The 20,601-nt window shown below is 59.4% G+C and carries 20 protein-coding genes and 1 tRNA gene; 16 read left to right on the plus strand and 5 right to left on the minus strand.

Going from position 1 to position 20,601, the window contains the following annotated elements:
• Window positions 1-70 precede the first annotated feature (70 nt).
• From BLW80_RS15445 to BLW80_RS15470, 6 genes are all read left to right on the plus strand, one after another.
• Window positions 71-145 (plus strand) — tRNA-Lys (locus tag BLW80_RS15445).
• Window positions 146-218: 73 nt separating this feature from the next.
• Window positions 219-806: a formyltransferase family protein gene (locus BLW80_RS15450; protein WP_089264406.1), complete on the plus strand. Its 588-nt coding sequence runs from the start codon at window positions 219-221 to the stop codon at window positions 804-806.
• A 190-nt stretch (window positions 807-996) separates the two neighbouring features.
• A complete protein-coding gene (locus BLW80_RS15455) occupies window positions 997-1,356 on the plus strand; it encodes a hypothetical protein (protein WP_068730757.1) in 360 nt (119 codons plus the stop codon).
• Between the two features lie 22 nt (window positions 1,357-1,378).
• On the plus strand, window positions 1,379-1,876 hold the full coding sequence (locus BLW80_RS15460) for a hypothetical protein (RefSeq protein WP_089264707.1): 498 nt from the start codon (window positions 1,379-1,381) through the stop codon (window positions 1,874-1,876).
• A 221-nt stretch (window positions 1,877-2,097) separates the two neighbouring features.
• The gene (locus BLW80_RS15465) at window positions 2,098-2,976 is read left to right on the plus strand and encodes a DMT family transporter (protein ID WP_093758637.1); all 879 of its coding nucleotides are present in this window, start codon (window positions 2,098-2,100) and stop codon (window positions 2,974-2,976) included.
• A gap of 131 nt (window positions 2,977-3,107) precedes the next feature.
• Window positions 3,108-4,538, plus strand: a complete 1,431-nt coding sequence (locus tag BLW80_RS15470; protein WP_244528247.1) for a caspase family protein — start codon at window positions 3,108-3,110, stop codon at window positions 4,536-4,538.
• A gap of 21 nt (window positions 4,539-4,559) precedes the next feature.
• Here the strand turns inward: BLW80_RS15470 and BLW80_RS15475 are convergent, their stop codons facing one another.
• A complete protein-coding gene (locus BLW80_RS15475) occupies window positions 4,560-4,799 on the minus strand; it encodes a BrnA antitoxin family protein (protein ID WP_068730761.1) in 240 nt (79 codons plus the stop codon).
• Window positions 4,800-4,804: 5 nt separating this feature from the next.
• Entirely contained in the window at window positions 4,805-4,966 is a 162-nt protein-coding gene (locus BLW80_RS30355) for a hypothetical protein (RefSeq protein ID WP_170849676.1), read from the minus strand.
• 177 nt (window positions 4,967-5,143) lie between these two features.
• Here BLW80_RS30355 and BLW80_RS15480 point away from each other — a divergent pair, with 177 nt between their 5' ends.
• Entirely contained in the window at window positions 5,144-5,359 is a 216-nt protein-coding gene (locus tag BLW80_RS15480; RefSeq protein WP_068730943.1) for a helix-hairpin-helix domain-containing protein, read from the plus strand.
• Window positions 5,360-5,490: 131 nt separating this feature from the next.
• Here BLW80_RS15480 and BLW80_RS15485 read toward each other — a convergent pair whose 3' ends face one another.
• Window positions 5,491-6,492 (minus strand): helix-turn-helix transcriptional regulator, encoded by a 1,002-nt coding sequence (locus BLW80_RS15485; protein ID WP_093758639.1) that lies wholly within the window; start codon window positions 6,490-6,492, stop codon window positions 5,491-5,493.
• Window positions 6,493-6,936: 444 nt separating this feature from the next.
• Between BLW80_RS15485 and BLW80_RS15490 the strand changes: the two genes are divergently transcribed.
• From BLW80_RS15490 to BLW80_RS15530, 9 genes are all read left to right on the plus strand, one after another.
• On the plus strand, window positions 6,937-7,863 hold the full coding sequence (locus BLW80_RS15490; RefSeq protein WP_093759108.1) for a formylglycine-generating enzyme family protein: 927 nt from the start codon (window positions 6,937-6,939) through the stop codon (window positions 7,861-7,863).
• Window positions 7,856-10,153: an arylsulfatase gene (locus BLW80_RS15495; protein ID WP_170849677.1), complete on the plus strand. Its 2,298-nt coding sequence runs from the start codon at window positions 7,856-7,858 to the stop codon at window positions 10,151-10,153. Before BLW80_RS15490 ends, BLW80_RS15495 begins: the two co-directional genes overlap by 8 nt.
• A gap of 126 nt (window positions 10,154-10,279) precedes the next feature.
• Window positions 10,280-10,627 (plus strand): HdeA/HdeB family chaperone, encoded by a 348-nt coding sequence (locus tag BLW80_RS15500; RefSeq protein WP_093758640.1) that lies wholly within the window; start codon window positions 10,280-10,282, stop codon window positions 10,625-10,627.
• Window positions 10,628-10,692: 65 nt separating this feature from the next.
• Window positions 10,693-11,514, plus strand: a complete 822-nt coding sequence (locus BLW80_RS15505; RefSeq protein ID WP_244528249.1) for a DUF2092 domain-containing protein — start codon at window positions 10,693-10,695, stop codon at window positions 11,512-11,514.
• Window positions 11,511-11,831, plus strand: a complete 321-nt coding sequence (locus tag BLW80_RS15510; RefSeq protein WP_244528250.1) for a hypothetical protein — start codon at window positions 11,511-11,513, stop codon at window positions 11,829-11,831. The genes BLW80_RS15505 and BLW80_RS15510 overlap by 4 nt, the downstream gene beginning before the upstream one ends.
• A gap of 254 nt (window positions 11,832-12,085) precedes the next feature.
• Window positions 12,086-13,165, plus strand: a complete 1,080-nt coding sequence (locus tag BLW80_RS15515; RefSeq protein ID WP_244528251.1) for a SphA family protein — start codon at window positions 12,086-12,088, stop codon at window positions 13,163-13,165.
• Window positions 13,166-13,773: 608 nt separating this feature from the next.
• Window positions 13,774-14,595, plus strand: coding sequence for an acid phosphatase (locus BLW80_RS15520; protein ID WP_093758642.1), 822 nt, complete (start codon window positions 13,774-13,776; stop codon window positions 14,593-14,595).
• 76 nt (window positions 14,596-14,671) lie between these two features.
• Entirely contained in the window at window positions 14,672-15,520 is an 849-nt protein-coding gene (locus BLW80_RS15525; RefSeq protein ID WP_093758643.1) for a hypothetical protein, read from the plus strand.
• A 190-nt stretch (window positions 15,521-15,710) separates the two neighbouring features.
• Window positions 15,711-16,751, plus strand: a complete 1,041-nt coding sequence (locus BLW80_RS15530) for a DUF1254 domain-containing protein (protein ID WP_502688604.1) — start codon at window positions 15,711-15,713, stop codon at window positions 16,749-16,751.
• A gap of 771 nt (window positions 16,752-17,522) precedes the next feature.
• Here BLW80_RS15530 and BLW80_RS15535 read toward each other — a convergent pair.
• Window positions 17,523-18,530: an ABC transporter substrate-binding protein gene (locus BLW80_RS15535; RefSeq protein WP_093758644.1), complete on the minus strand. Its 1,008-nt coding sequence runs from the start codon at window positions 18,528-18,530 to the stop codon at window positions 17,523-17,525.
• Complete coding sequence (locus BLW80_RS15540; protein WP_502688605.1) at window positions 18,527-20,338, minus strand: adenylate/guanylate cyclase domain-containing protein; 1,812 nt, start codon at window positions 20,336-20,338, stop codon at window positions 18,527-18,529. Before BLW80_RS15540 ends, BLW80_RS15535 begins: the two co-directional genes overlap by 4 nt.
• Window positions 20,339-20,601 lie beyond the last annotated feature (263 nt).

The raw sequence follows: 20,601 nt of genomic DNA on the forward strand, positions 1-20,601 counted from the left end.
GGCTGATCGGCCTCACCGCGCCCCGCAAGGGTCGGTTTCCTCCGTTCAGCTTCGTCAATACGGCACTTTAGGGCGGGTAGCTCAGTGGTAGAGCATTCGACTTTTAATCGACTGGTCGAGGGTTCGATCCCCTCCCCGCCCACCATCGCCGCAATGAGCCACGCCGGAACTTCCGGTTTTCACACCATCCTCAGCCTCTGAACACCGGACATTCGAACATGCGGATTACCCTCGTCGGCTCCAAACACTTCGGCGTCACGACCCTCGATATGCTGAAGACCCACAACGTCGAGATCGCGTCCGTGGTGGTTGCAGATGCCGAGGACCGTCTCGCCGCAGCCGCCAAGGCTGCCGGCATCCCGGTGACCGTTCAGGCCAACCCGAAGCTCGTCGTGGCCTCCGAGATCGCCGAGGGCACCGAGCTGATCATTACGGCGCACAGCCACGCCCGCATCGGCAAGGATGCGCTCGCCGCAGCCAGCCTTGGCGGCATTGGCTACCATCCGTCACTGTTGCCCCGTCACCGTGGCATCGCTGCCGTGGAATGGACCATCAAGGAAGGCGATCCGATCGCCGGCGGCACCATCTATCACCTTGCCGATGTCATGGACGGTGGCGCCATCGCCGCGCAGGAATGGTGCTTCGTGAAAAAAGGCGAAACCGCTCGCGAACTTTGGGAGCGCGCGTTGGCGCCGCTGGGCCTCAAGCTGCTCGGCGAGGTCGTGGACTTCGCGACTGTCCACAAGCGTTTGCCCGCAACCTACCAGGACGAGCAATTCGCGACCAATGCGCCAAAATTGGCCTAGAAGCCTCCAAAACTGGTTAAAAAGGCGCCCGAACCCGCCCGAATCAACCAAATCTGTCAATAAAGGGAACCAATTTGCCCGTCGCGGCTTGCATCCCGTGAGTTGTTTTGGGTCTATGCGGCAACGCAGCAAATTTTGGACACATTACCCCCCAATAAGGTGGCCATCACAACATCGAGGATTTGATTCAATGCGTTTTGACCGCATCCGTTCCGCCTTGTCCGTTTCGCTGATTGCCAGCGCAGCGTTGATTTCGGCTCCTTCGTTCGCAGCCGACAATGCCTATGACGGGCTCTGGAATGTGACCATCGTTACCAAGACCGGCAGCTGCGAGCCGACGGCTCGCTATCCGTTGACCGTCACCGAAGGGCGCATCACTGCGCCCGGCGCCGACGTCAACGGCAAGGTTGGCCGCGAAGGCACCGTACGCGTATCGATCGGACCTGCTTTCGCCAACGGCCAGTTGTCCGGAAACACCGGATCGGGCAAGTGGAACGGCGCCTCGGGCGGCGTCCCCTGCAGCGGCCGGTGGGAAGCTTCGCGTCAGTAATCCCCAACCAGGAATGCTCCCCATGATGCCTACCTCGACCTCTCCGCGTTCGCTCGTTCGGACCGCGGTGCTCTGCGCGGCGCTCGGTCTGACGTCCGCGTCGGCATATGCCCAGTCAGCGCCGTTCGCCGGTATGGCCGGGGTGTGGTCGGGTAACGGGACGATCTCGCTCGAGGACGGCTCCAAGGAGCGCATTCGCTGCAAGGCGACCTATGCCGTGAGCGGCGACGGCGCGGGACTGAACCAGTCCCTGCTCTGCGCCAGCGACAGCTACAAGTTCGAGCTGAAGAGCGACGTGAAGGCCAGAGGCGGCGAGCTGTCTGGCAGCTGGGCTGAGACGACTCGCGGCGTGACAGGGTCGCTTGAGGGCCGGGCAACCGCCGGCAAGTTCAATGTTGACGTTTCATCGCCAGCCTTCAGCGCGAAACTGATCCTGACGACGACCGGCAACAAGCAGCAGGTCTCGATCACCTCCGAAGGCCAGTTCAGGGGCGCCAGCATTTCGCTCAGCCGCAGCTGATCGTTCCGCACGTTTGGAATTCGAACCCCGGTTGTTTCAAACAGCCGGGGTTTTGTTTTGCCGATATATCCTCTGCCTGAGAGCGTCCGCACGATCTCTCGCAACGCAGCCCCACCGGATTCGTCCGTTGCAAAGCCCGGCGATGTCGCCGATAGAGCCAGTTCTAAGGCTGACACCGCTGCGTGAATCATTGCAGCGCAAGAAACTGGTTCTCAGGGATTATGGATCGCCCCCCGTCGAAGGCCCGCGCCGCGCTGTGGATGTCCGGCTGGCTGCTTCTGATGCTGTTCGTCGCCATCGGCGGTCGCGAGACGCTGCGCGAACTCAATGTCTTCCAGGTGATGGAGATCCGATCCGTCTTCGGCTTCGTCATGCTGTTGCCGATCCTGTATTTCAACGGCGGCTTTGGCGCCATGAAGACCACTCGGCCGCTGGCGCATTTGTCGCGCAACCTCGTGCATTACGGCGCGCAGCTCGGCTGGTTCTACGCACTTACGCTCATTCCCCTGAGCCAGCTCGTCTCCATCGAGTTCACCATGCCGATCTGGATCGCGATCATGGCGGCGTTCTTTCTCGGCGAGCGCATGACACTCTGGAAGATCGTGGCCATCGTGCTCGGCCTGATCGGCGTGATCGTCATCGTTCGCCCGACCACGGGCGTCGTCAATCCCGGTCAGCTGATTGCGCTAGCCGCCGCATTCGGCTTCGGCATCTCGATCACATTGATCAAGTCACTGACGCGGACAGACAGCGCGCTGAAGATCATCTTCTGGATGATCGTGGTGCAGTCGGTGGCCGGCGTTTTCCCCGCGCTATACTCCTGGCAGTGGCCATCGGCCTATGTCTGGGGCTGGCTTGTCGTGGTCGCCTTCTGCGGGACGTTTTCTCACTTCTGCATGGCGCGCGCGATGCTCTATGCCGATGCGACGGTGGTCGTGCCGATGGACTTTCTGCGCGTACCACTCAGTGCCACCATCGGATGGTTACTATACTCTGAACGGCTCGACATGTTTACACTGCTCGGCGCAGCTCTCATTCTCGCCGGCAACACGCTGAACCTGCTCAGTACCGATCGACCGCCGGTGCGTGCGGCGGCCTGACGCATCGGGTTCCCCCTTTTTCGATTTTATTCTCCGAGTGCGTGTCTCGACATTTTGGCGCACGCCCGCAATTGGTACTTTTCCCAATGTGTCTAGGGTCGAATGACCGGATTCGTGGGGGAGATCGTATCGTGCGCCATTTCGCTTTTGCCCTGTCTGCGCTGTCCATCCTGTTCAGCGCGGATGCAGCGCTCGCCGACAAGCGCGTCGCTTTCGTCGTTGGCAATGGCAGCTACAAGAATGTCGATCCGTTGCCGAACCCGCCGATCGACGCGAAGGCCATGGCCAGCGCGCTGCGCAATGTCGGCTTCGACGTCATCGAAGGATCGAACCTGACGCGCGACGGCATGACCGAAAAGCTGCTCGATTTCGGCCGCAAGGCGCAGGGCGCCGATGTCGCGGTGTTCTTCTATGCCGGTCACGGTATCTCGGTGAACAACATCAACTACCTTTTGCCGATCGATGCCAATCTGAAGTCGGAGATGGACGTCAAGCTCGGCGCAGCGATCAATGTCGAGACCACCCTCGACCAGACCATGGGCGATGCCAAGGTGAAGCTGGTATTCCTCGATGCCTGCCGCGACAATCCGTTTGCCGCCAAGATCCGCTCCAGCGGATCTGCCACGCGTAGCGTCGCGGTGTCGTCCGGTCTTGCGGAGATGAAATCCGGCGAAGGCACGCTGATCGCATTTGCCACCAGCCCCGGCCAGACCGCCCTCGACGGCAAGAGCGGCGGCAACAGCCCGTTTACCCGCGCGCTGCTCAACAACATCACCACGCCCGGCGCCGAGATCCAGCAGGCGATGACGAAAGTGCGCGCACAGGTGCAGGAAGAAACCAACAAGGGCCAGCTGCCCTGGGGCCACACCAATCTGATCGGCGCAGTCTATCTCAATCCAGACGTGCAGGCGCAGGTCGCCGTTGCCGCGGCCAGCCCCACCGCCACCATGCCCGCAGCCGCCACCGCCGGTTCCGATGTCGAGCTTGAGTTCTGGCGCTCGATCAAGGACTCCAACCGGCCGGAGGAACTGAACGCCTACATCTCCATGTACCCGAACGGCCAGTTCAAGCCGCTCGCCCTCGCCCGTATCGCCGCGCTACAGGAAGCCGCCACTGCGCCGCGTACCGCTGCGCCGGGCGTCGACAAGGCCGTGTTTACCGAGGAAGCCAACCAGCTCACCGAGGACAAGATCGGCCTCGACAAGGTCAAGCGCCGCGACGTGCAGCGCCGCCTCAACGGCCTTGGCTTCGACACCCAGGCGACCGGCAGCTTCGATGCCGGGACCCGTGGCGTGATCACGCGGTGGCAGGCGGCACGCGGTTACCCGACGTCGGGCTATCTCAACAAGGTGCAGCACGCCGCACTGCTCACCGAGGTCGTCGCGCTGAAGGAGGAACCGGCACCCGCACCGAAGCCGGTGCGCCGCCAGGTGCAACAGCAGACCTATGAGGAAGCGCCCGTGGTCCGGCGCCAGGCCGCACCCGCGCCCGCCCCGGCCATCGATCCTGCCGGTCCCGGCCGGTTCATCGGCGGCGTGGTTGGCGGCTTCCTCAACCGCTAGCCCGCTACCTGGAACGGCAGCCTACTTGCCTGCCGCCTTGCGCAGCGCGTCGTTCATGCGGTCCTGCCAGCCCGGTCCGTCCTGCTGGAAATATTCCAGCACATCCTGATCGATCCGCAGCGACACCAGTTCGCGAACGCCGGGAACGGCTGCCTTGGCGACCGGTGCCTCGACCGGTTTGGTGGTCGTCTTCTTGAACGCCGCCTCCGCCTCGGTGCGGGCATCCTGGAGCGTGCGCGGGCGTCGCGGGGGCTGTGCCATCTCGGTCAGATTCCTTCCAACATTGCCGTCGAGAGATAGCGCCCGCTGAGCGGCTGCACAATCGCTTCCACGGTGTTGCCGAAGATGCGTCCGCACAAGGGGGCGACGTGGCGGCTACTCGCCTCTGCTGCACGACCGGCAATGTCGGCAAATTTTACAAATGTCATTCATCGTAACAGGCGCATTCTTCGTGACGCACGTGGCATCGCACAAAGGTGACCGCGCTGCGGCACAAACATGCGCTGACTTAAAAAACTTCAAAGCAACGCATTTGTGTTGCGACACGGTCAAACAAATCGGATTAGGATCGTGTCATGTCCGATGAGACGACGAAGGAGGTCACGATGTCAGCATCAGCTGAAGTCCGTACGACCAAAACGTCCCATCCCGCGCCGCGTGGCAGCGATCTTCCGACCTGCCCGGTTTGTGCGGACTCGATGATTGCTGCCGAGGCGTCAGCCTTTCTCACCGATGACGTCGTCAGCTATCTCTGGACCTGCGATACCTGCGGCTATGGCTTCGTAACTAAGCATGCCTTTCGCCGGACAGTCTGCAACTAGCTGTTGAGGCCTGACTAGTGCGTCCACCCTGCACGTGCAGACGACCTTTCGCGAAGCGATCTCGCTCCATAGCGAAGAGCTTTGAAGGGAACGCAGATAAACGTCGAGCCGCGATGGTCGGCTGCAGTCATCTATCCTGATCGCGATTGCTCGCGAAACTGCCGCGGCGTCACACCGGAAATTCGGCGGAAGGCGCGGCTGAAATGTGCCGGATCCGTGTAACCGGACGAAAATGCGATATCGATAATCTTGGAATTACTGTCGCGCAAAAGCTTGCTCGCATTCTCATATCTGACGGTGTCAAGCAGATCAGAATAGCTCAGGCCAACATGCGCGAGCTTGCGCTGAAAGCTGCGTGTGCTGACGCCCGCCATTTCAGCAACTTCAGCAAGAGCCGGAATTCCGTCGTCCAGATAGGACGGCAGCATCAGTTTCAGCAGCTCAACGATGTCGTAGCCGGAAGGGCCGTCCTCGTGAGCTTGCGGCGCTGGGCTCACGTCTTTCTGATGGTTGGCGAGACTGAGATACGAGATCGGCACGTCGATCCACGCCGCATGCTGGCCTGACAGGAACCGCACATTGGGCCACAAGGATTGCGTTGCGGGCCGCGGCGTGTAGCGCGCCTCAAACGCGATCGTCGCCGGCATCCAGTCCGCCCCCGCGAACTGCCGGACGATGTGTATCGAGAAGATGTTCTGGATCCATTGCAGATGCTCCATATGCAGGAGTCCGTTTGTCCCGGCGAGCGTGGTGCAAATCCGCGCGTGATCGTTGTCGTGCTCGATCCACATGCTCAGGATCGTATCCTCCCGCGGCGCCCATGTGCAGGCGTGCCGCAGCGCAACGAGCAGTGTCGGAGAGTGAGCGATCAGGGCCCGCGTTTTCTCGCGCATATGGGAGAAATGCAGCCGCTGGCTGGCCAGGAAGCCGAATTCTTCAATGCCCTGGCTTCTCCGGGCGGTTTCCATGAAGCGGATTGCCGGCATCAGCGGGACATAGAGATCGCTCTTGTCGACCAGAGACGACGGAAGTCGAAACTTTGTCAGAAGCGAACTCGTCGGCGCACCGGTCTCGTCGAGAATCCCGACGAAGGGCAGAAGAAACTGGCAGCGCGTCAAAGGGATGTTGGCCATTGGGTCTCGTTGCGATCATCAGTAGGTACTTTGCATCAGCCACAATTTCATTCGAATCGCTACTGGTGAGCCCGGAGAATGTCACCGTTCTCTTGCCGGCACCTGTCGGCCTCGAATTGCAACGGTCGCCGCGTCGTGTGCATGCGGCAAGAATTCACCTGCAAATGACATGATCGGCAGCGATTGGCGCGAGGTGGCAAGACGGCCGGCCCTCGTCTGTACGAAATGACCCGGACAGGGTGCACCTGTCGATCGGAAGGCAACCGGGCCGGGCGCAGGCCCCGGCTCCCCCAAGATTCCGCCCACGGAACGTCGGCACCGGCCCGGCTTTGCTTCCACCTTCACAATGAATCCGACAAGTAAACTGGAATCACCATATTGAGAATGCTGACCTGCGCCGAAACGGCTCAGACGGATTTGCGATCGGAGCGCGTACGAGACGGCATGATCTTCGTGAGTGCCGGAACGTTCTGGATGGGTTCGGATCGGCACTACCCCGAAGAGAGGCCGGCTCACCCCGTCAGTGTCGATGGGTTCTTCATTGACGAGACTCCTGTCACCAATACTCAGTTTGCCGAGTTCGTGGCCGCAACCGGATATCGCACGGTTGCCGAATCCGTGCCCGATCCAAAAGATTATCCCGGCATAATGCCGGAGATGTTGTATGCGGGCTCGCTGGTTTTTCGCGAGCCGACCGGGCGTGTCGGTCTTGATGACTGGTCGCAGTGGTGGTCGTTTCTCGAGGGCGCCAACTGGCGTCGTCCCTATGGTCCGGTTAGCAGCATCGAAGGACGAGATGATCATCCCGTCGTCCACGTCACCCACCAGGACGCGCTGGCCTATGCACGATGGAAGGGCAAGGATCTTCCTACAGAAGCCGAGTGGGAGTTCGCCGCCAGAGGCGGTCTCGAACAGGCCGAATTCGCATGGGGATCGGAGTTAATCCCCGCTGGCCGACATATGGCCAATACCTGGCAAGGATCGTTTCCGACGGTCAATCATAACCAGGACGGATACGCCCGCACGTCACCTGTGAAAGCCTTTCCGCCCAACGGATACGGTCTCTACGACATGATCGGAAACGTCTGGGAGTGGACATCTGACTGGTACTCTTCGCAGCACGAAGTAGACATGACGAAGGCCTGCTGTGTACCCAGGAATCCCCGCGGGGGGCTTGAGTCTGCCAGCTACGATCCATGTCTCCCCGAAATAAGAATACCGCGGAAGGTCCTCAAAGGCGGCTCGCATTTGTGCGCCCCGAATTATTGCCGCCGCTATCGGCCTGCAGCTCGCCATCCGGAAGCAATCGATACTTCGACAAGTCATGTCGGGTTCCGATGCATTGTTCGAGACGGAGAATCGAATGAATAAGCCTATTAACAATCATCTCAGGACACGCTGGTTGGGCGTGAGCACGACTCTCCTGTTGTTGGGAACGCCCGCTGTCGCCCAGGAATCGCTGCCGTTCCCGCCCACGCCATCAGGAAGCAAGGCTGGTCCGACGATCGCGCGGTCGACCTACAACCCGGTGCCGCCGCAATCGCGCCTTCCAGCCAATGCACCGAACATCGTCGTCATCATGCTCGACGACGTTGGTCCGGCACTCCCCAGCACCTATGGCGGCGTGATCAAGACAGACACGTTGAGCCGTGTTGCCGAAGGCGGCGTGTCGTACAATCGCTTCCACAATGCGGCGATGTGCTCCCCAACGCGCGCAGCGTTGCTGACCGGGCGTAATCATCACCGCGTGGGGTTTGGCCAGATCGCCGAACTGGCAAATGATTGGGATGGCTACTCCGGCCACATCCCGGCGACATCCGCGGCCGCGGGTCCCTATACGAACTGGCCAGCGGGGCGCGGCGTTGGTTTCGACTACTTCTACGGCTTCCTTGCCGGGGAATCCTCCCAATGGGAGCCCGCGGTCGTTGAAAACACGGTTCGCCTGGATCCATCCGCGGGCAAGAAAGAATATCACTTCACCGGGGACATGACCGACAAGGCTGTCTCATGGATCAAGCAGGTCCATGCGCTGACGCCGGATCGTCCGTTCTTCATGTACTGGACTCCTGGCGCCTCCCATGGTCCGCATCACATTTTCAAGAACTGGGCGGACAAATATAAGGGCAAGTTCGACGACGGCTGGGATGTCATGCGCGAGCGCGTCTTCGCCCGTCAGAAAGAACTCGGATGGATACCGAAAGACACCGAGCTGACGCCGCGGCCAAAAACGCTTGCGGCATGGGCCGATATCCCCGACGAGGAAAAGCCATTTCAGCGTCGGCTCATGGAAGTGTTCGCCGGATACACCGAGCATGCGGACGCCCAGGCCGGTCGACTGATCGATACGCTCGACGAACTCGGCATTCGTGAAAACACCCTCATATACGTCTGGGGCGACAACGGGTCGAGCGCCGAAGGTCAGAACGGGACCATCAGCGAACTTCTGGCACAGAATGGCATTGCTTCCGAGATGAAGGATCACCTCCGCACCCTGAAGGAGCTGGGCGGTCTGGATGTGCTCGGATCGCCCAAGGTCGATAACATGTACCATGCCGGCTGGGCTTGGGCTGGCTCTACGCCTTATCAGTCCACCAAACTGATCGCCGCGCATTTCGGCGGGACGCGCTCGCCGATGGCGGTTTCCTGGCCAAGCAAGATCAAGCCGAACAAGACACCGCATCCGCAGTTTCATCATGTCAACGATATCGTGCCGACGATTTACGACATCCTGAAAATCACTCCGCCGAAGCTTGTCGATGGCGTCACCCAGGATCCGCTCGACGGCATCAGCATGGTCTACTCCTTCGGGGCGCCAACCGCGCCCGGACAGAAAAAAGAACAGTATTTCGAGGTGATGGGCAGCCGCGCGATCTATAAGGACGAGTGGATTGCTTCCGTGTTCGGACCGCGCATCCCCTGGAAGGCAGGTCTCGATCCGGCGATCGCGCAATGGACGCCTGAGAACGATGTGTGGGAACTCTACGATCTTCGAAAGGACTTTTCGCAGGCGAAGGATATCGCATCTGCCAATCCCAAAAAAGTCGAGGAGATGAAGAAGACGTTCGATGCAAACGCGAAGGCCAACAAGGTCTATCCTGTCGGCGGCGGCTTGTGGTCCGTTGTCTTCCATCCCGAAGACGCGCCATCCAATCCGGCCAAGGTGTTCGACTATACGCAGGAAGTCGTTGCCGTTCCGGAGTTCACCGCACCGAAACTCGGGTCACGAAGCAGCCTTGTCAGCATCGACGCAGAACTGAAGCCGGACTCGAAGGGCGTGCTTTATGCACTGGGTGCGATCTCGGGAGGGATTTCGCTGTGGGTCGAAGACGGCAAGCTCAGCTTTGAGTACAATCTGTTCGAGATAGAACGGACAAGGCTCGATACGACCGCTCCGCTCCCGACCGGAACGGTCAAGATCGACGTCGAAACACGCGTGGCCAGCAGCGTACACGCAGGTCCTCTCGGTATCGTCATCCGCGTCGACGGCAAGGAAGTCTCCAAGGGCCGGGTGCCTCGCTCAACCTCGCTCGGGTTTACTGCCAATGACGCTTTTGACGTCGGCCGTGACAGCTATTCGCCGGTCTCGTTCGCTTACTACGACCGCAAGCCATTTGCGTTTAACGGAAAGATCAATCGCTTACGGGTTGAGTATCTGAACTGAGTGGTCCGTTTAACCACGTCGAGTAAGTCGGCTGGGAGCGGAGATCGAAGGTGTTCGCCGCTCCCGGCCGAGAACAAACGTCACCCCCTGCAGATAACGCCTGCTGAATCACGAAAGGAACGTTCAATGATGAAGCAACTTGCTTTTGTTCTTGCTGTTGCGTGCGCAGTACCGCTGGGCTCGGCTCAAGCCCAAACCGAGTTGAAAGCCTATGCCGACGCGGATGGTTACATCAACGTGCAGAAGCTGACTTGCGCGCAACTCGCCGGAACGTATCAGGAAGACGCGAACTTTCTCGGCGTTTGGTACAGCGGTTGGTACAATGGCCTCGGAAAGAAGTCTTCCATCAACTTGCCGAGAGTTCGAGAAGGGATTCACGAGTTGATCGTCTACTGCAAGGCCAATCAAGGCACGACGATCATCAAGGCCATCGATGTTCTTCTGAAGGCTGAAAAGGTCCGCACTGCCAAATGAATGTTGGTCTCCCCATCATTCCGACTTGTCGGCCCAGCTAACTAACAATAAACAGGACTCATCTCTTGAAAAGCCAATCCAGAACGCCCTTGAATGCGGCACGCCGTTCGATCCGCTCTGTTGCCGCACTCCTGATCGCGTCGGGTTTATCTGCGACATGCATCGGAGCTGGCGCTGCCCACGCGGATGATGCTGCATCGATCCTGCGCGCAATGTCGGACTACATCGCGAATCAAAAGAATGTTTCGATATCGTATGATTCCGATATCGAGATCATGACCCCGGACATGCAGAAGATTCAGTTTGCCAGTTCCGGGCAACTCACCCTCCATCGGCCGGACAAGCTCCGCGTGACACGGACCGGCGGCTACGCCGACGTTGAGCTCGTGTACGATGGCGCCAACTTCACCGTTTCTGATCGTGCCCGCAAAGTCTACGGGCAGATGCCAGCCCCCGGTACGATTGATCAACTCGTCGACAGCATTCGTGACAAGTCCGGCATCGAGGCGCCGGGTGCCGATCTTCTTCTCGCCAATTCCTATGCAGCCTTGATCGATGGGGTCTATGACGCCAAGCATATCGGCAGGGGCGTCATAGATGGCCATGAGTGTGAACACTTGGCTTTCCGTACGCCGGATGCCGACTGGCAGATCTGGATAGGTTCAGGCGCGACGCCGATTCCGCACAAATACATCATCACCACCAAAACGGTGACGGGCGCGCCTCAGTACACGCTCCGAATTAGCAGCTGGAAAACCAGCTCCGACACCACTGCCGATACATTCGCTTTCAAGCCGAGCGCAGACATGAAGAAGCGCGAGATTCAGAATCTCGGCCATATCGATGAGATTCCCCCAGGAATCAGCCCCAGCGGAGAGAAGAAATGACTGGATTGAAAAGCAAGTTGCTGAAGATCGCCCTCGGAACGAGCGTGGCCATCCTGTGTCTGTCGGTCAGCGAACAGGCGTCGCTCACGCGTGGCGGTACCTTCATGACCTCGGCTGAGGCACTCATCGGAGCTCCGCTCACACCCCTGAGTTACGCCGGCGTAGCACGGCGAACGACGCGCCGAGTCATCGTGGGTGGAGCCATCGTGGGCGGAGCAGTCGCGGGTGCAGCCGTCGTAGCCATGCCACCCTCTTGCGTTCAGGCGGTCGACGTCTACGGCCGAATTTATAACCGATGCTACTTGATCGCACTCTGACCGAGAGCTATTTCAGCAGGCCGTTGTTGTCGATCCACGTCGAACAGTGACTGCTACGGTGTTCTCAACGTTCCTGAAAATGCTGGAGCGCGTTCCCATCGGAAAGCGCTCCAGCTTTTTTGACACATCCCGTCTCAGAGCGAATGCGTTTGTGCTGGAATGGCCCGATTCAAGATCGGGTCCCTTAGCGTGGTGTAGCTTTTCGACGTAAACGCAACACCCTGCGAATAATGTAAGTAGCGCGGGAATTCGGTGTGACGAATATCGATTTGCGCGTATGTCGATCCAATTTTGATTTGTGCTGTTTTGCCACGCGGAGTTTGTTGATGCGCTTCTCTTTGACGATGACGGTCGCTGCCAGCGCCATGCTGTGCTGGTCACAAACGCCAGTCATAGCAGCCGAAGGCGGCGTAAGTGTCTCCCTCCTCGGGTCACACGCAACCGGCGCAGGCATTACGCCGCCGCCCGGCGTCTTCTTTCAGAACGACTTTTATTATTACGACGGCAAACTCAGCGGCGGTCGAACTCTGCCGACCGGTGGTCTTCTCGTTGCAGACGTCTCGGCCCAGAGCTGGATCGAATTGCCAACAACACTCTGGGTTACACCTGCCAAGATTCTCGGCGGCAATCTCGCATTCTCGTTGACGGTGCCTGTTGGTGAGCCGCGCGTGAATGCAAATCTGCTGGTGAACTCGCCGCGCTTCGGGCCGATCGGTGTCGGCGTGACGGACAAGAATGCTAACCTCAGCGACTTCTTTCTCCAGTCCTTTGTCGGGTGGCAGTCGGGCAATTTTCACTGGCAGCTCGGCGTCGGCGGTGTGATCCCGTCCGGAACGTACGTCGCCGGTCAACTGTCGAACGCCTCGCTGAACAGACCCGCGCTCGACGTCTTCGGCAATTTCACATGGCTAGATTCTGCCATTGGCTGGGATCTCTCCGCCGCGGTGGGCGTCACCTTCAACCAGACCAACACGGCGACCGACTACAAGAGTGGCGATGAATTCCACCTCGAATGGGCGGCAACCAAATACATCACCAAGGAATTCACGCTCGGGCTCGTCGGTTACTATTACCAGCAACTGACGGCGGACTCCGGAACAGGCGCGAGGCTGGGCGCCTTTGAAGGTCGTGTCATCGCACTCGGCGGCTCGATTGGGTACACGTTCGAGGTCGGGAAGCTCCCGATTTCAACGCGCCTGAAAATCTATCGTGAATTCGATGCCGTAAACCGCATGGAAGGCACTGCCGGATACTTTACCGTGTCTGTGCCCGTCGCGTTGGATACCAATGTAATGGCGCTCGCCGATGGGCGCTCGATAAAAACAAAATTCTAGCTCCTTCGACTGGGAAGCCTCCAGGCTTGTTCTTTGTCGATGTTCTGAGGAACGATGGATAGGATTGATGACGGGTATATCAGTCAGGACACACCGGCTCACAAATTTCGAAGAACTCAATGCCGCCGTTTATGGAGCACACATCAGCGGGACGTAGAGATCGCTAAATGGCTTGACCGGTCGCGATTGGCGCGAAGTGGCAAGACGGTTGGCCTTCGTCTGCACGAAATGGCCGGATAGGATTCGCCTGTCGATCAGAGGCAATCGGGCCGGACGCAGGCATCGGCGTCCGCGAACAATCCGCTCCACGGAACGTCGGCACCGGCCCGGCTTTGCTTCTGCCTTCCCAAGGATTCCGACAATTAAACTGGAACCACAATCTTTACCGCCTCCGCTTCGATTACTTTTTCACGGGGCAACTGGTTGTGCCGAAAAAGTCAGGTGGCAACCATGTTCAGAGCACTGATCATTGCAGCAACCTACCGTTTTTGATCGGCGGCTCTGACTTACCTTCTAAGGGGCGGCTCGGTCAGATGGCGGGAACCCGCATTCGAGGAAACTCAGTCGCCTGATGATCCCGGCACTCTTGAAATGAATAGAGACTATCCATGACCGCAAACCTGGTTCGATCCGCAGGCGCATCCATCTTCGTGCTGCTTATGATTTGCGGGCAGGCCGTCGCGCAATCGGACGAAGCCCAATCGAAGGTCACCGATCCCCATTTCAAAATAGCGCCCGGTTATCTGAAGCCGGCCGACCTGCCGAATAGCCTGGTCCTGCTCGGTCCGCCCCCCGAGAAGGATTCGGCCGCGCTTGCCAGGGACGAAGAAGCACGCAAGGTAACGTTCCCCCTGCGCGGCACCGACCGCTGGAAGCAGGCCTCCACCGACGCCGATCTTGCCTTCCCGCAGGCCGCCGATAATTTTTCCTGCGCGATGGGGATCAAGATCGACAAGGAACAGACCCCGCGCCTCTATGCCATGATGCAGAAGATGCTGTCCGACCTCGGACTGTCGACCTATGGCGTGAAGAACAAGTACAACCGCACCCGCCCCTTCGTCGTTCACAACGAAGCCACATGCCGGACGGATCAGGAAGCAATCCTGCGGACAGACGGCTCCTATCCGTCAGGCCATACGGCTGCGGGATGGGGATGGGCCCTCGTCTTCGCGCAGATCAATCCCGAGCGTTCCAATGAGTTGTTCACGCGCGGCATCGCTTTCGGCCAGAGCCGCGTGATCTGCGATGCGCATTGGCAGAGCGATGTCGATGCGGGCCGCATCATGGGGGCAGCGACCGTCTCGCGCTTGCAGACCAACGCGACCTTCCTTGCCGACCTCAAAGCTGCGAAGGTGGAGGTAAAAGCAGCGAGGGCGAGGCGCGCTGCACCGGCTTGTGCGGCCGAAACAACAGCCTTGTCCACGCAATAAGCGGGCCTCGACCTTGAGCAACGGACGTCTTCGACCGACCTATGGATGGCTTCTGGTTTGCGCCGTTTGCATCGGGGTGACCGATGCTGCCTTCGGCCAGGACGACAACGATCAAGCGGCTCAATTCACCCCGCCAAGCGTCTATCTGGATCTCCGAACCACCTACGCGACAGCCCCCAGCGGTGCGATCGGAATAGGCTTCGGCAACACGTCGCTGTTTTCGGTTCTGGGGGCGATCGCGCTTGCGGCCGGCCACACGCCATCGACCGTGCCGCCCCATAAAAAACTGCCGGCGGTGCACGCGGTCACAGTCGATATCCCGCTCACGGTCGACCTGAACGATCGGGTGTCGGTCTATGGCGGTATTTCAGTGAACGCCAACACGATGCCGCTCAGCGGCTGGACGGATATCGACATCGCGAGCTGGAATGTCGGATTTCAGGCCGATCTCTATAAGCAAAACGGTGGCATGCTCCCCACCACCACCGTGCAATCGACCATCACGCAATCACTGCCGAGCGGGCCGTTCGCGACGACGAATTTCAACAACGTTATCGAGTTCGACTATGCATTGGACGAGGATCAGACGAGGGGACTTCTCCTTGGCTTCCAAGACACCCGCGTCGCGATCCAAAGTGCAGCAGCGGAGGTCCGTCCGAGTATGATCGGATATGCCGGTGGCTACTACCAGTGGCCAAGCAACTGGAAAATTTTCGCGCGCGTCGGCGTGCAATCATTCGGCGGCGTTGAACTCCTGAACCGAACGCTGATCCAGCCCTTTACCCAGCCCGTCCTACGCCTTGACCTCGACCGAATGGACGACAACGACAATCGCTTGTTCGGTTTGATGTTGCAGATCCAATGGATCCCGCTGCCGTCTTATCAATTGACGTTCAGGACGCCGCTTTATCTGACGCAGAACTAGCCAGCGCGCCCCCCCACGCGGGGCCGGATGTCCATTGGCGCGAAATGGCAAGACAAGTGATCCGAGATGCTCGAAACGCTCGGAGGCAGTGCCTACCGATTACGCGTTGATCGCTTGGATGGCATTTAAGCATCAAGGGGCCGCGCCTGTGGAATGCCCCTGCGTCGCCAGTCAGATTGAATGAAGAGGTATGTCGATGTTTCGCTCGGTTGGGATTGGTTTCGCATTGGCTTCGGTCGCACTGGCCGGAGGAGCGTTCGCCCAGGCTCTGGACGGCAAACTGCCTGTCACCGTCGATAATTTTGCCCGCGCCGAGACCGACCGCTACCTCGCGGTGAATGCAACGGCCATCGGCGGACTCGGCAAATTCCAACACTCGCGAGAGCCTGTATCCATCGACAAACAAGCAGTGATCCGAATGAACCGGGATACGCTGTACTCATTTGCGGTGTTTGATCTTGCTGGCGGGCCCGTAACGCTCTCGCTTCCCGACACGGGCAAGCGCTATATGTCGATGATGGTGGTCGATCAGGACCACTACCTGCCAATCGTCGCCTATGGCACGAAGCCGGTGACGCTGACGCAGAAATCAGTTGGTACGCGATACGCCTTTGTCGCTGTCCGAACGCTGGTTGATCCCAACGATCCAAAGGATCTCGCCGAGGTTCACAAACTTCAGGATGCCATCAAGGTCAGCCAGAAGAAGATAGGCACGCTGGACCTTCCAAACTGGGATCAGGAGAAGCTAACCGACATCCGCAATGCGCTGCTCGCGCTGGCAAAATATCAGACGTCGTATCACGGTGCATTTGGAGCCCATGGCCAGGTCGATCCGATCCAGCACTTGATTGGCACGGCCTCCGGTTGGGGTGGCATTCCGGAAAAGGACGCCATGTATCCGAGTTTCACTCCCGCGAAGAACGACGGCAAAACGGTCTACACCCTCGATGTGCCAAAGACCGTGCCGGTGAAGGCTTTCTGGTCGATCAGCGTCTACAACGCAAAAGGCTTCTTCGAGAAAAACGCCTATAATGCCTATTCGATCAACAACATCACCGCGAAGAAAAATGCGGACGGCTCGGTCAAAGTCCAGTTCGGCGGCTGTGACGGCAAGATCCCGAACTGCCTGCCGATCGTTGAGGGCTGGAACTACACCATACGGCTTTATCGCCCTGAACAGCCGATCGTCAGAGGCAAGTGGAAACTTCCGGAGGCCAAGCCTTTAAACTGAGACTTATCGGGCATGCGGCGACCTGGCGAGAGCGCGGGCAAAGCGATAGACAAAATACGACTGTAACGGGACAATCGATCCGTCTTAGAGAACTGGTTTGCTACATCCAGACTGACACCGGGCGCCTCGCGCGGCGACTTTTCCCCGCACGCACACCACGCCGTTATGAATTGAATCGGTTCGGACGCGTCCGCACCTTGATGGAACGACGTCCGCTTTGCGCCAGGAGCGGACGTCGCGTATGCGGAACACCCCAATGGGAATCTGAACGAAGTGATGACGATAGGCGCGCTAGTGCGCGGTCGGTTATTCTCGATTCGGTTCGAGGTCGGTCAAGCGCTGGGCGACTACGAGCTGATCGCGGGAATATCTCCAAGGTCATAACATCTGGCACTAAGACCTTCGGGCGTGGGCGTGCCCTGAAGCGAATGACAGTTGCGAGACCGTGAAGAAGCCATGGCGGCAGCTTGGACAAACGTCACGGCCGAAACCATCGCCGCCGAGCGCTGGCGGCATGAATGGACCGCCAACAATTATACTCTGCACAATGCTGGTTACAGTGAGCCAGATTAGCCGTCGACGTCTCGTCAGAGTCCGAAATGCGACAGAAGCGGTCTTTTGGTCTGCAAGGGTTTGGTTCGCCTCACCTGCGAAAGCAGAAGCCCAAGAGTTTCGAAGCGTTTCGGCTCAGCGGCGGGTTACCGACATTTCGCCTTCTGCCAGATGGGGTACGCGGCCCCTGCTCAAATTTATCGTTGCTTAAACCGGCCGCTAATTCACCGTTGCCAAGTACAAACCGGAATCGAAATAATCCGTGGCCGGCGCCGCCGTCGTCACGCCAGATTCGGTCATGAAGAAGTCGCTGACCTGCTGGAGCCATTTGACGACTGTCCCGTCGGAATAGAGTCGCTTCCACTCCCGTGAAGAAAACATCTTCTGCGCCTTGAGCGCCTCGGCGATGTCGGCAATCGATGCCCGTTGGTAGTGCCGCTGCTGCAGCGCCTCGGCCGCTGGCTTGGGATTGCGGACCATGTAGTCGTTGGCGTCCACCCAGCCTCGGATGATCCGCTGCAAGACGCCCCTGTTGGCGGCATAATACTCATGCCGCGCAACCCAGCCGCCAACAACCGCCGACTGCGGATAGAAGGCGGAGGCATCCACTAGCTTGATAGCATCCGGCAGCTTGTCGCGGACGCTGAGGTTAAACGGCACCCACAACGCGACGGCAGGCACCTCTCCGGCAATGAACGCACCCACGGCTTGCGACATGCTGCTATTGATCACCTGAACATCGGTGAGGCCAAGGCCGTTGGCGCGCAAAGCGCGGTCGAGAAAGATATGCGCCGTGGTCTTTGTCGTTGTCGCGATGCGCTTGCCGCGGAGGTCGGCGAAGGATTTGACCCCGCGGTCCGGCCGAACCCAGAGCTGCGCGGTCGCGATCTCGATATCGTTGATCAGAAAGCCGCGACCGGCGCCGAGCGCGAGATAGTTTGAAATCACTCCGCCGGCCGACAGCACGTCCACCTCTCCCCGCGCCATGGCCTCAAATACCTCCGGCCCGGTATTGCACTCGACGAGCTCAAAGTCGATGCCCTGCTTGTCGAACGAGCCAAGATCAAGGCCGGTGAAGATCTGGCCGTCGACGGCGACGACATGAAGGTAGCCCAGCCGGACGCGTGTTCGCGCTTGTGCAATCGCAGGAGCGGCAAAGGCGGCGCCTGCTGCAAGCCCACCGGCCAGGACCTGACGCCTGTTGAAAGAACGGAGCACGCGCGTCATTGCATTTCTCCGCTCGCAACACGACGCGGCGCTTGCAATTCCACGCGAAGCCGTTTCGCATGGTATTGCGCAACACCGTCGTCGGGATACTGGGCAAGAAAGTCGGTGACGCCCACGAGTGCTGCGGCCGGCTGATCCTGCCGGATCGCAGCGTAGACGATTTCCCAGCGCTGGCAGAAGGCATGCTCCGAAGCCCCATCCGCCTCGCAACGCAGTTCAAAGATCCGTATGTCCTCCGCAAAGCCCTTCGGCTTGATCTCGTCGATGCTGCGGAAAGCAAAGCGTCCTTCGACGCGTTCCTTCACGGCGGCGCTGACCAACACCTGCGTCCCGTAATTTTTGTTGAGCCCCTCCAGGCGCGCGGCGAGGTTAACGGTCGCGCCGAGCGCGGTGTAGTTCATGCGGTCGGAGGAACCGACATTGCCGACGACCGCATCGCCTGCATGCAAACCAAAGCGGGTGCCATAGGCGGGCCACCCGGCGCCGCGGAACTGTTCGTTCAGCTCGCTATTGCGTTTAACGCAGGCAAGAACAGCTTCGCAGGCGTGGACGACATGATCGGGGTCATCATCGGGCGCGTTCCAGAATGCCATCACGGCATCGCCGATGAACTTATCGATCGTGCCGTGATGTTTCATGATAACCTCGGACAGCGCCGCGAAATAGCGCGACGTGAAGATCATGACCTCGGAAGGATCAGCCTTTTCCGTTTTGGCAGTGAAATCGGCCACGTCAGTGAAGAGCACGGTGACTTCCCGCCGCGCTCCTCCGAGCTCGATCGATGCTCCGGACTCAATGAGCTGCCGCACGATCGGCCGCGGCACGAAGTTTGAAAAATTGCGGATCGCCGTCCGCATCGTGAAGACCGACAGGCCGAGGTCGTTGATCTCATCGATGACCGAATGCAGGCGCGGACGATCCGCGAGCCGAAAATGCTGGATCTCGTCGGTTTGTTGGGCGAGGCTGCGCAGCGACCGCGCGAGCATCGAGCCAAGCCAGATCGCGAGCGGCAGCATGCCGAGCACAAAACCGAGAGCCAGCGCAAACAAGCCGCGGCGCTCCGAAAGGATCTTCGCGAAAAATTCGTCGAGCGGCGCGATCACGGCGAGCTTGATACCGGCATTGCCCGCTGTCTCGATGCCGTGGAAGGCGGCGACATGGGTTCGCCCGACATCATCCGCAAAAAACTGCTGAGACGCGCCGCCCTTTCGCCACGTCTCAACCGCCCGCGAAAGACCGGGCAGCCTGATCGCACTCATTGACGGCAGCTCGTTGCCGCGCTCGGGAATTTCCTCCATCAGCCGGCTCATCTCGGGATGCGCAACGATCCGCGCCGAATCATTGAATAGAAAGGCAACCCCGGAGTCACCGAGCCTTTGCTCGTCCAGCATCACCTCAAGGCGATTGAGCAGGAGATCGGCGGCCACCACGCCGCGGCGGCCCTCCTTCAGCGCTGTGCGGAAAGTATAACCGGGCTGGCCGGTCGCAAAGAACACATACGGCCCGGTCAGCAGTGTTTTCTCGTCCTTGAAGGCGTCGACGTACCAGGGCCGCTGACGCGGATCATAAGTCGCGGGGCCCTTGGTTTCGGCAACCTGGATCAGATTATCCGAAAGGAAGATGGTGACGGGCGACAGTGATGCGTTGCCGGTGCGTGAAATGACGACCACGCGGAAGGCGGCATCCACATCCACGCCGAGGCCTGCTCGGAAAGCCGGCTTGGCGCGGTCGATCACATCCATTTCAAGGAATGAGCCGTCCTCATAGCCGACATAGAGATTGAATATCTGCGGATTGTTGCGCAGCATCGAGGCCATCAGACTATAGAGCCGCGAATTGTCTTCGATTTCCGCCGATTGGATCGACGGAAGGCCGGCGAGAATTTCGAGGCTGTCGCGCACGTTGCGGAATTTCGAATCGATCCGGTCGGCGCCGAGCTGCGCCACCTTGTCGATGAAGGTAATTGCCGCCGTCTGCGTGATCAGCGAGACACGGCTGAAGCTGAGATAGACCAGCGTCAATCCGACAAGCAGCACCACCGCCACGAATAGCGTGACGATGGATGTGCGAA

Source organism: Tardiphaga sp. OK245 (assembly GCF_900108575.1).
Classification (GTDB): domain Bacteria; phylum Pseudomonadota; class Alphaproteobacteria; order Rhizobiales; family Xanthobacteraceae; genus Tardiphaga; species Tardiphaga robiniae.

Coding starts and splice junctions, on each gene's coding strand:
- BLW80_RS15450 (WP_089264406.1), top strand. CDS start 219: ATGCGGATTACCCTCGTCGGCTCCAAACACTTCGGCGTCACGACCCTC.
- BLW80_RS15455 (WP_068730757.1), top strand. CDS start 997: ATGCGTTTTGACCGCATCCGTTCCGCCTTGTCCGTTTCGCTGATTGCC.
- BLW80_RS15460 (WP_089264707.1), top strand. CDS start 1,379: ATGATGCCTACCTCGACCTCTCCGCGTTCGCTCGTTCGGACCGCGGTG.
- BLW80_RS15465 (WP_093758637.1), top strand. CDS start 2,098: ATGGATCGCCCCCCGTCGAAGGCCCGCGCCGCGCTGTGGATGTCCGGC.
- BLW80_RS15475 (WP_068730761.1), bottom strand. CDS start 4,799: ATGGCACAGCCCCCGCGACGCCCGCGCACGCTCCAGGATGCCCGCACC.
- BLW80_RS30355 (WP_170849676.1), bottom strand. CDS start 4,966: ATGACATTTGTAAAATTTGCCGACATTGCCGGTCGTGCAGCAGAGGCG.
- BLW80_RS15480 (WP_068730943.1), top strand. CDS start 5,144: ATGTCAGCATCAGCTGAAGTCCGTACGACCAAAACGTCCCATCCCGCG.
- BLW80_RS15485 (WP_093758639.1), bottom strand. CDS start 6,492: ATGGCCAACATCCCTTTGACGCGCTGCCAGTTTCTTCTGCCCTTCGTC.
- BLW80_RS15490 (WP_093759108.1), top strand. CDS start 6,937: ATGATCTTCGTGAGTGCCGGAACGTTCTGGATGGGTTCGGATCGGCAC.
- BLW80_RS15495 (WP_170849677.1), top strand. CDS start 7,856: ATGAATAAGCCTATTAACAATCATCTCAGGACACGCTGGTTGGGCGTG.
- BLW80_RS15500 (WP_093758640.1), top strand. CDS start 10,280: ATGATGAAGCAACTTGCTTTTGTTCTTGCTGTTGCGTGCGCAGTACCG.
- BLW80_RS15510 (WP_244528250.1), top strand. CDS start 11,511: ATGACTGGATTGAAAAGCAAGTTGCTGAAGATCGCCCTCGGAACGAGC.
- BLW80_RS15520 (WP_093758642.1), top strand. CDS start 13,774: ATGACCGCAAACCTGGTTCGATCCGCAGGCGCATCCATCTTCGTGCTG.
- BLW80_RS15530 (WP_502688604.1), top strand. CDS start 15,711: ATGTCGATGTTTCGCTCGGTTGGGATTGGTTTCGCATTGGCTTCGGTC.
- BLW80_RS15535 (WP_093758644.1), bottom strand. CDS start 18,530: ATGACGCGCGTGCTCCGTTCTTTCAACAGGCGTCAGGTCCTGGCCGGT.
- BLW80_RS15540 (WP_502688605.1), bottom strand. CDS start 20,338: ATGCTGCGCAACAATCCGCAGATATTCAATCTCTATGTCGGCTATGAG.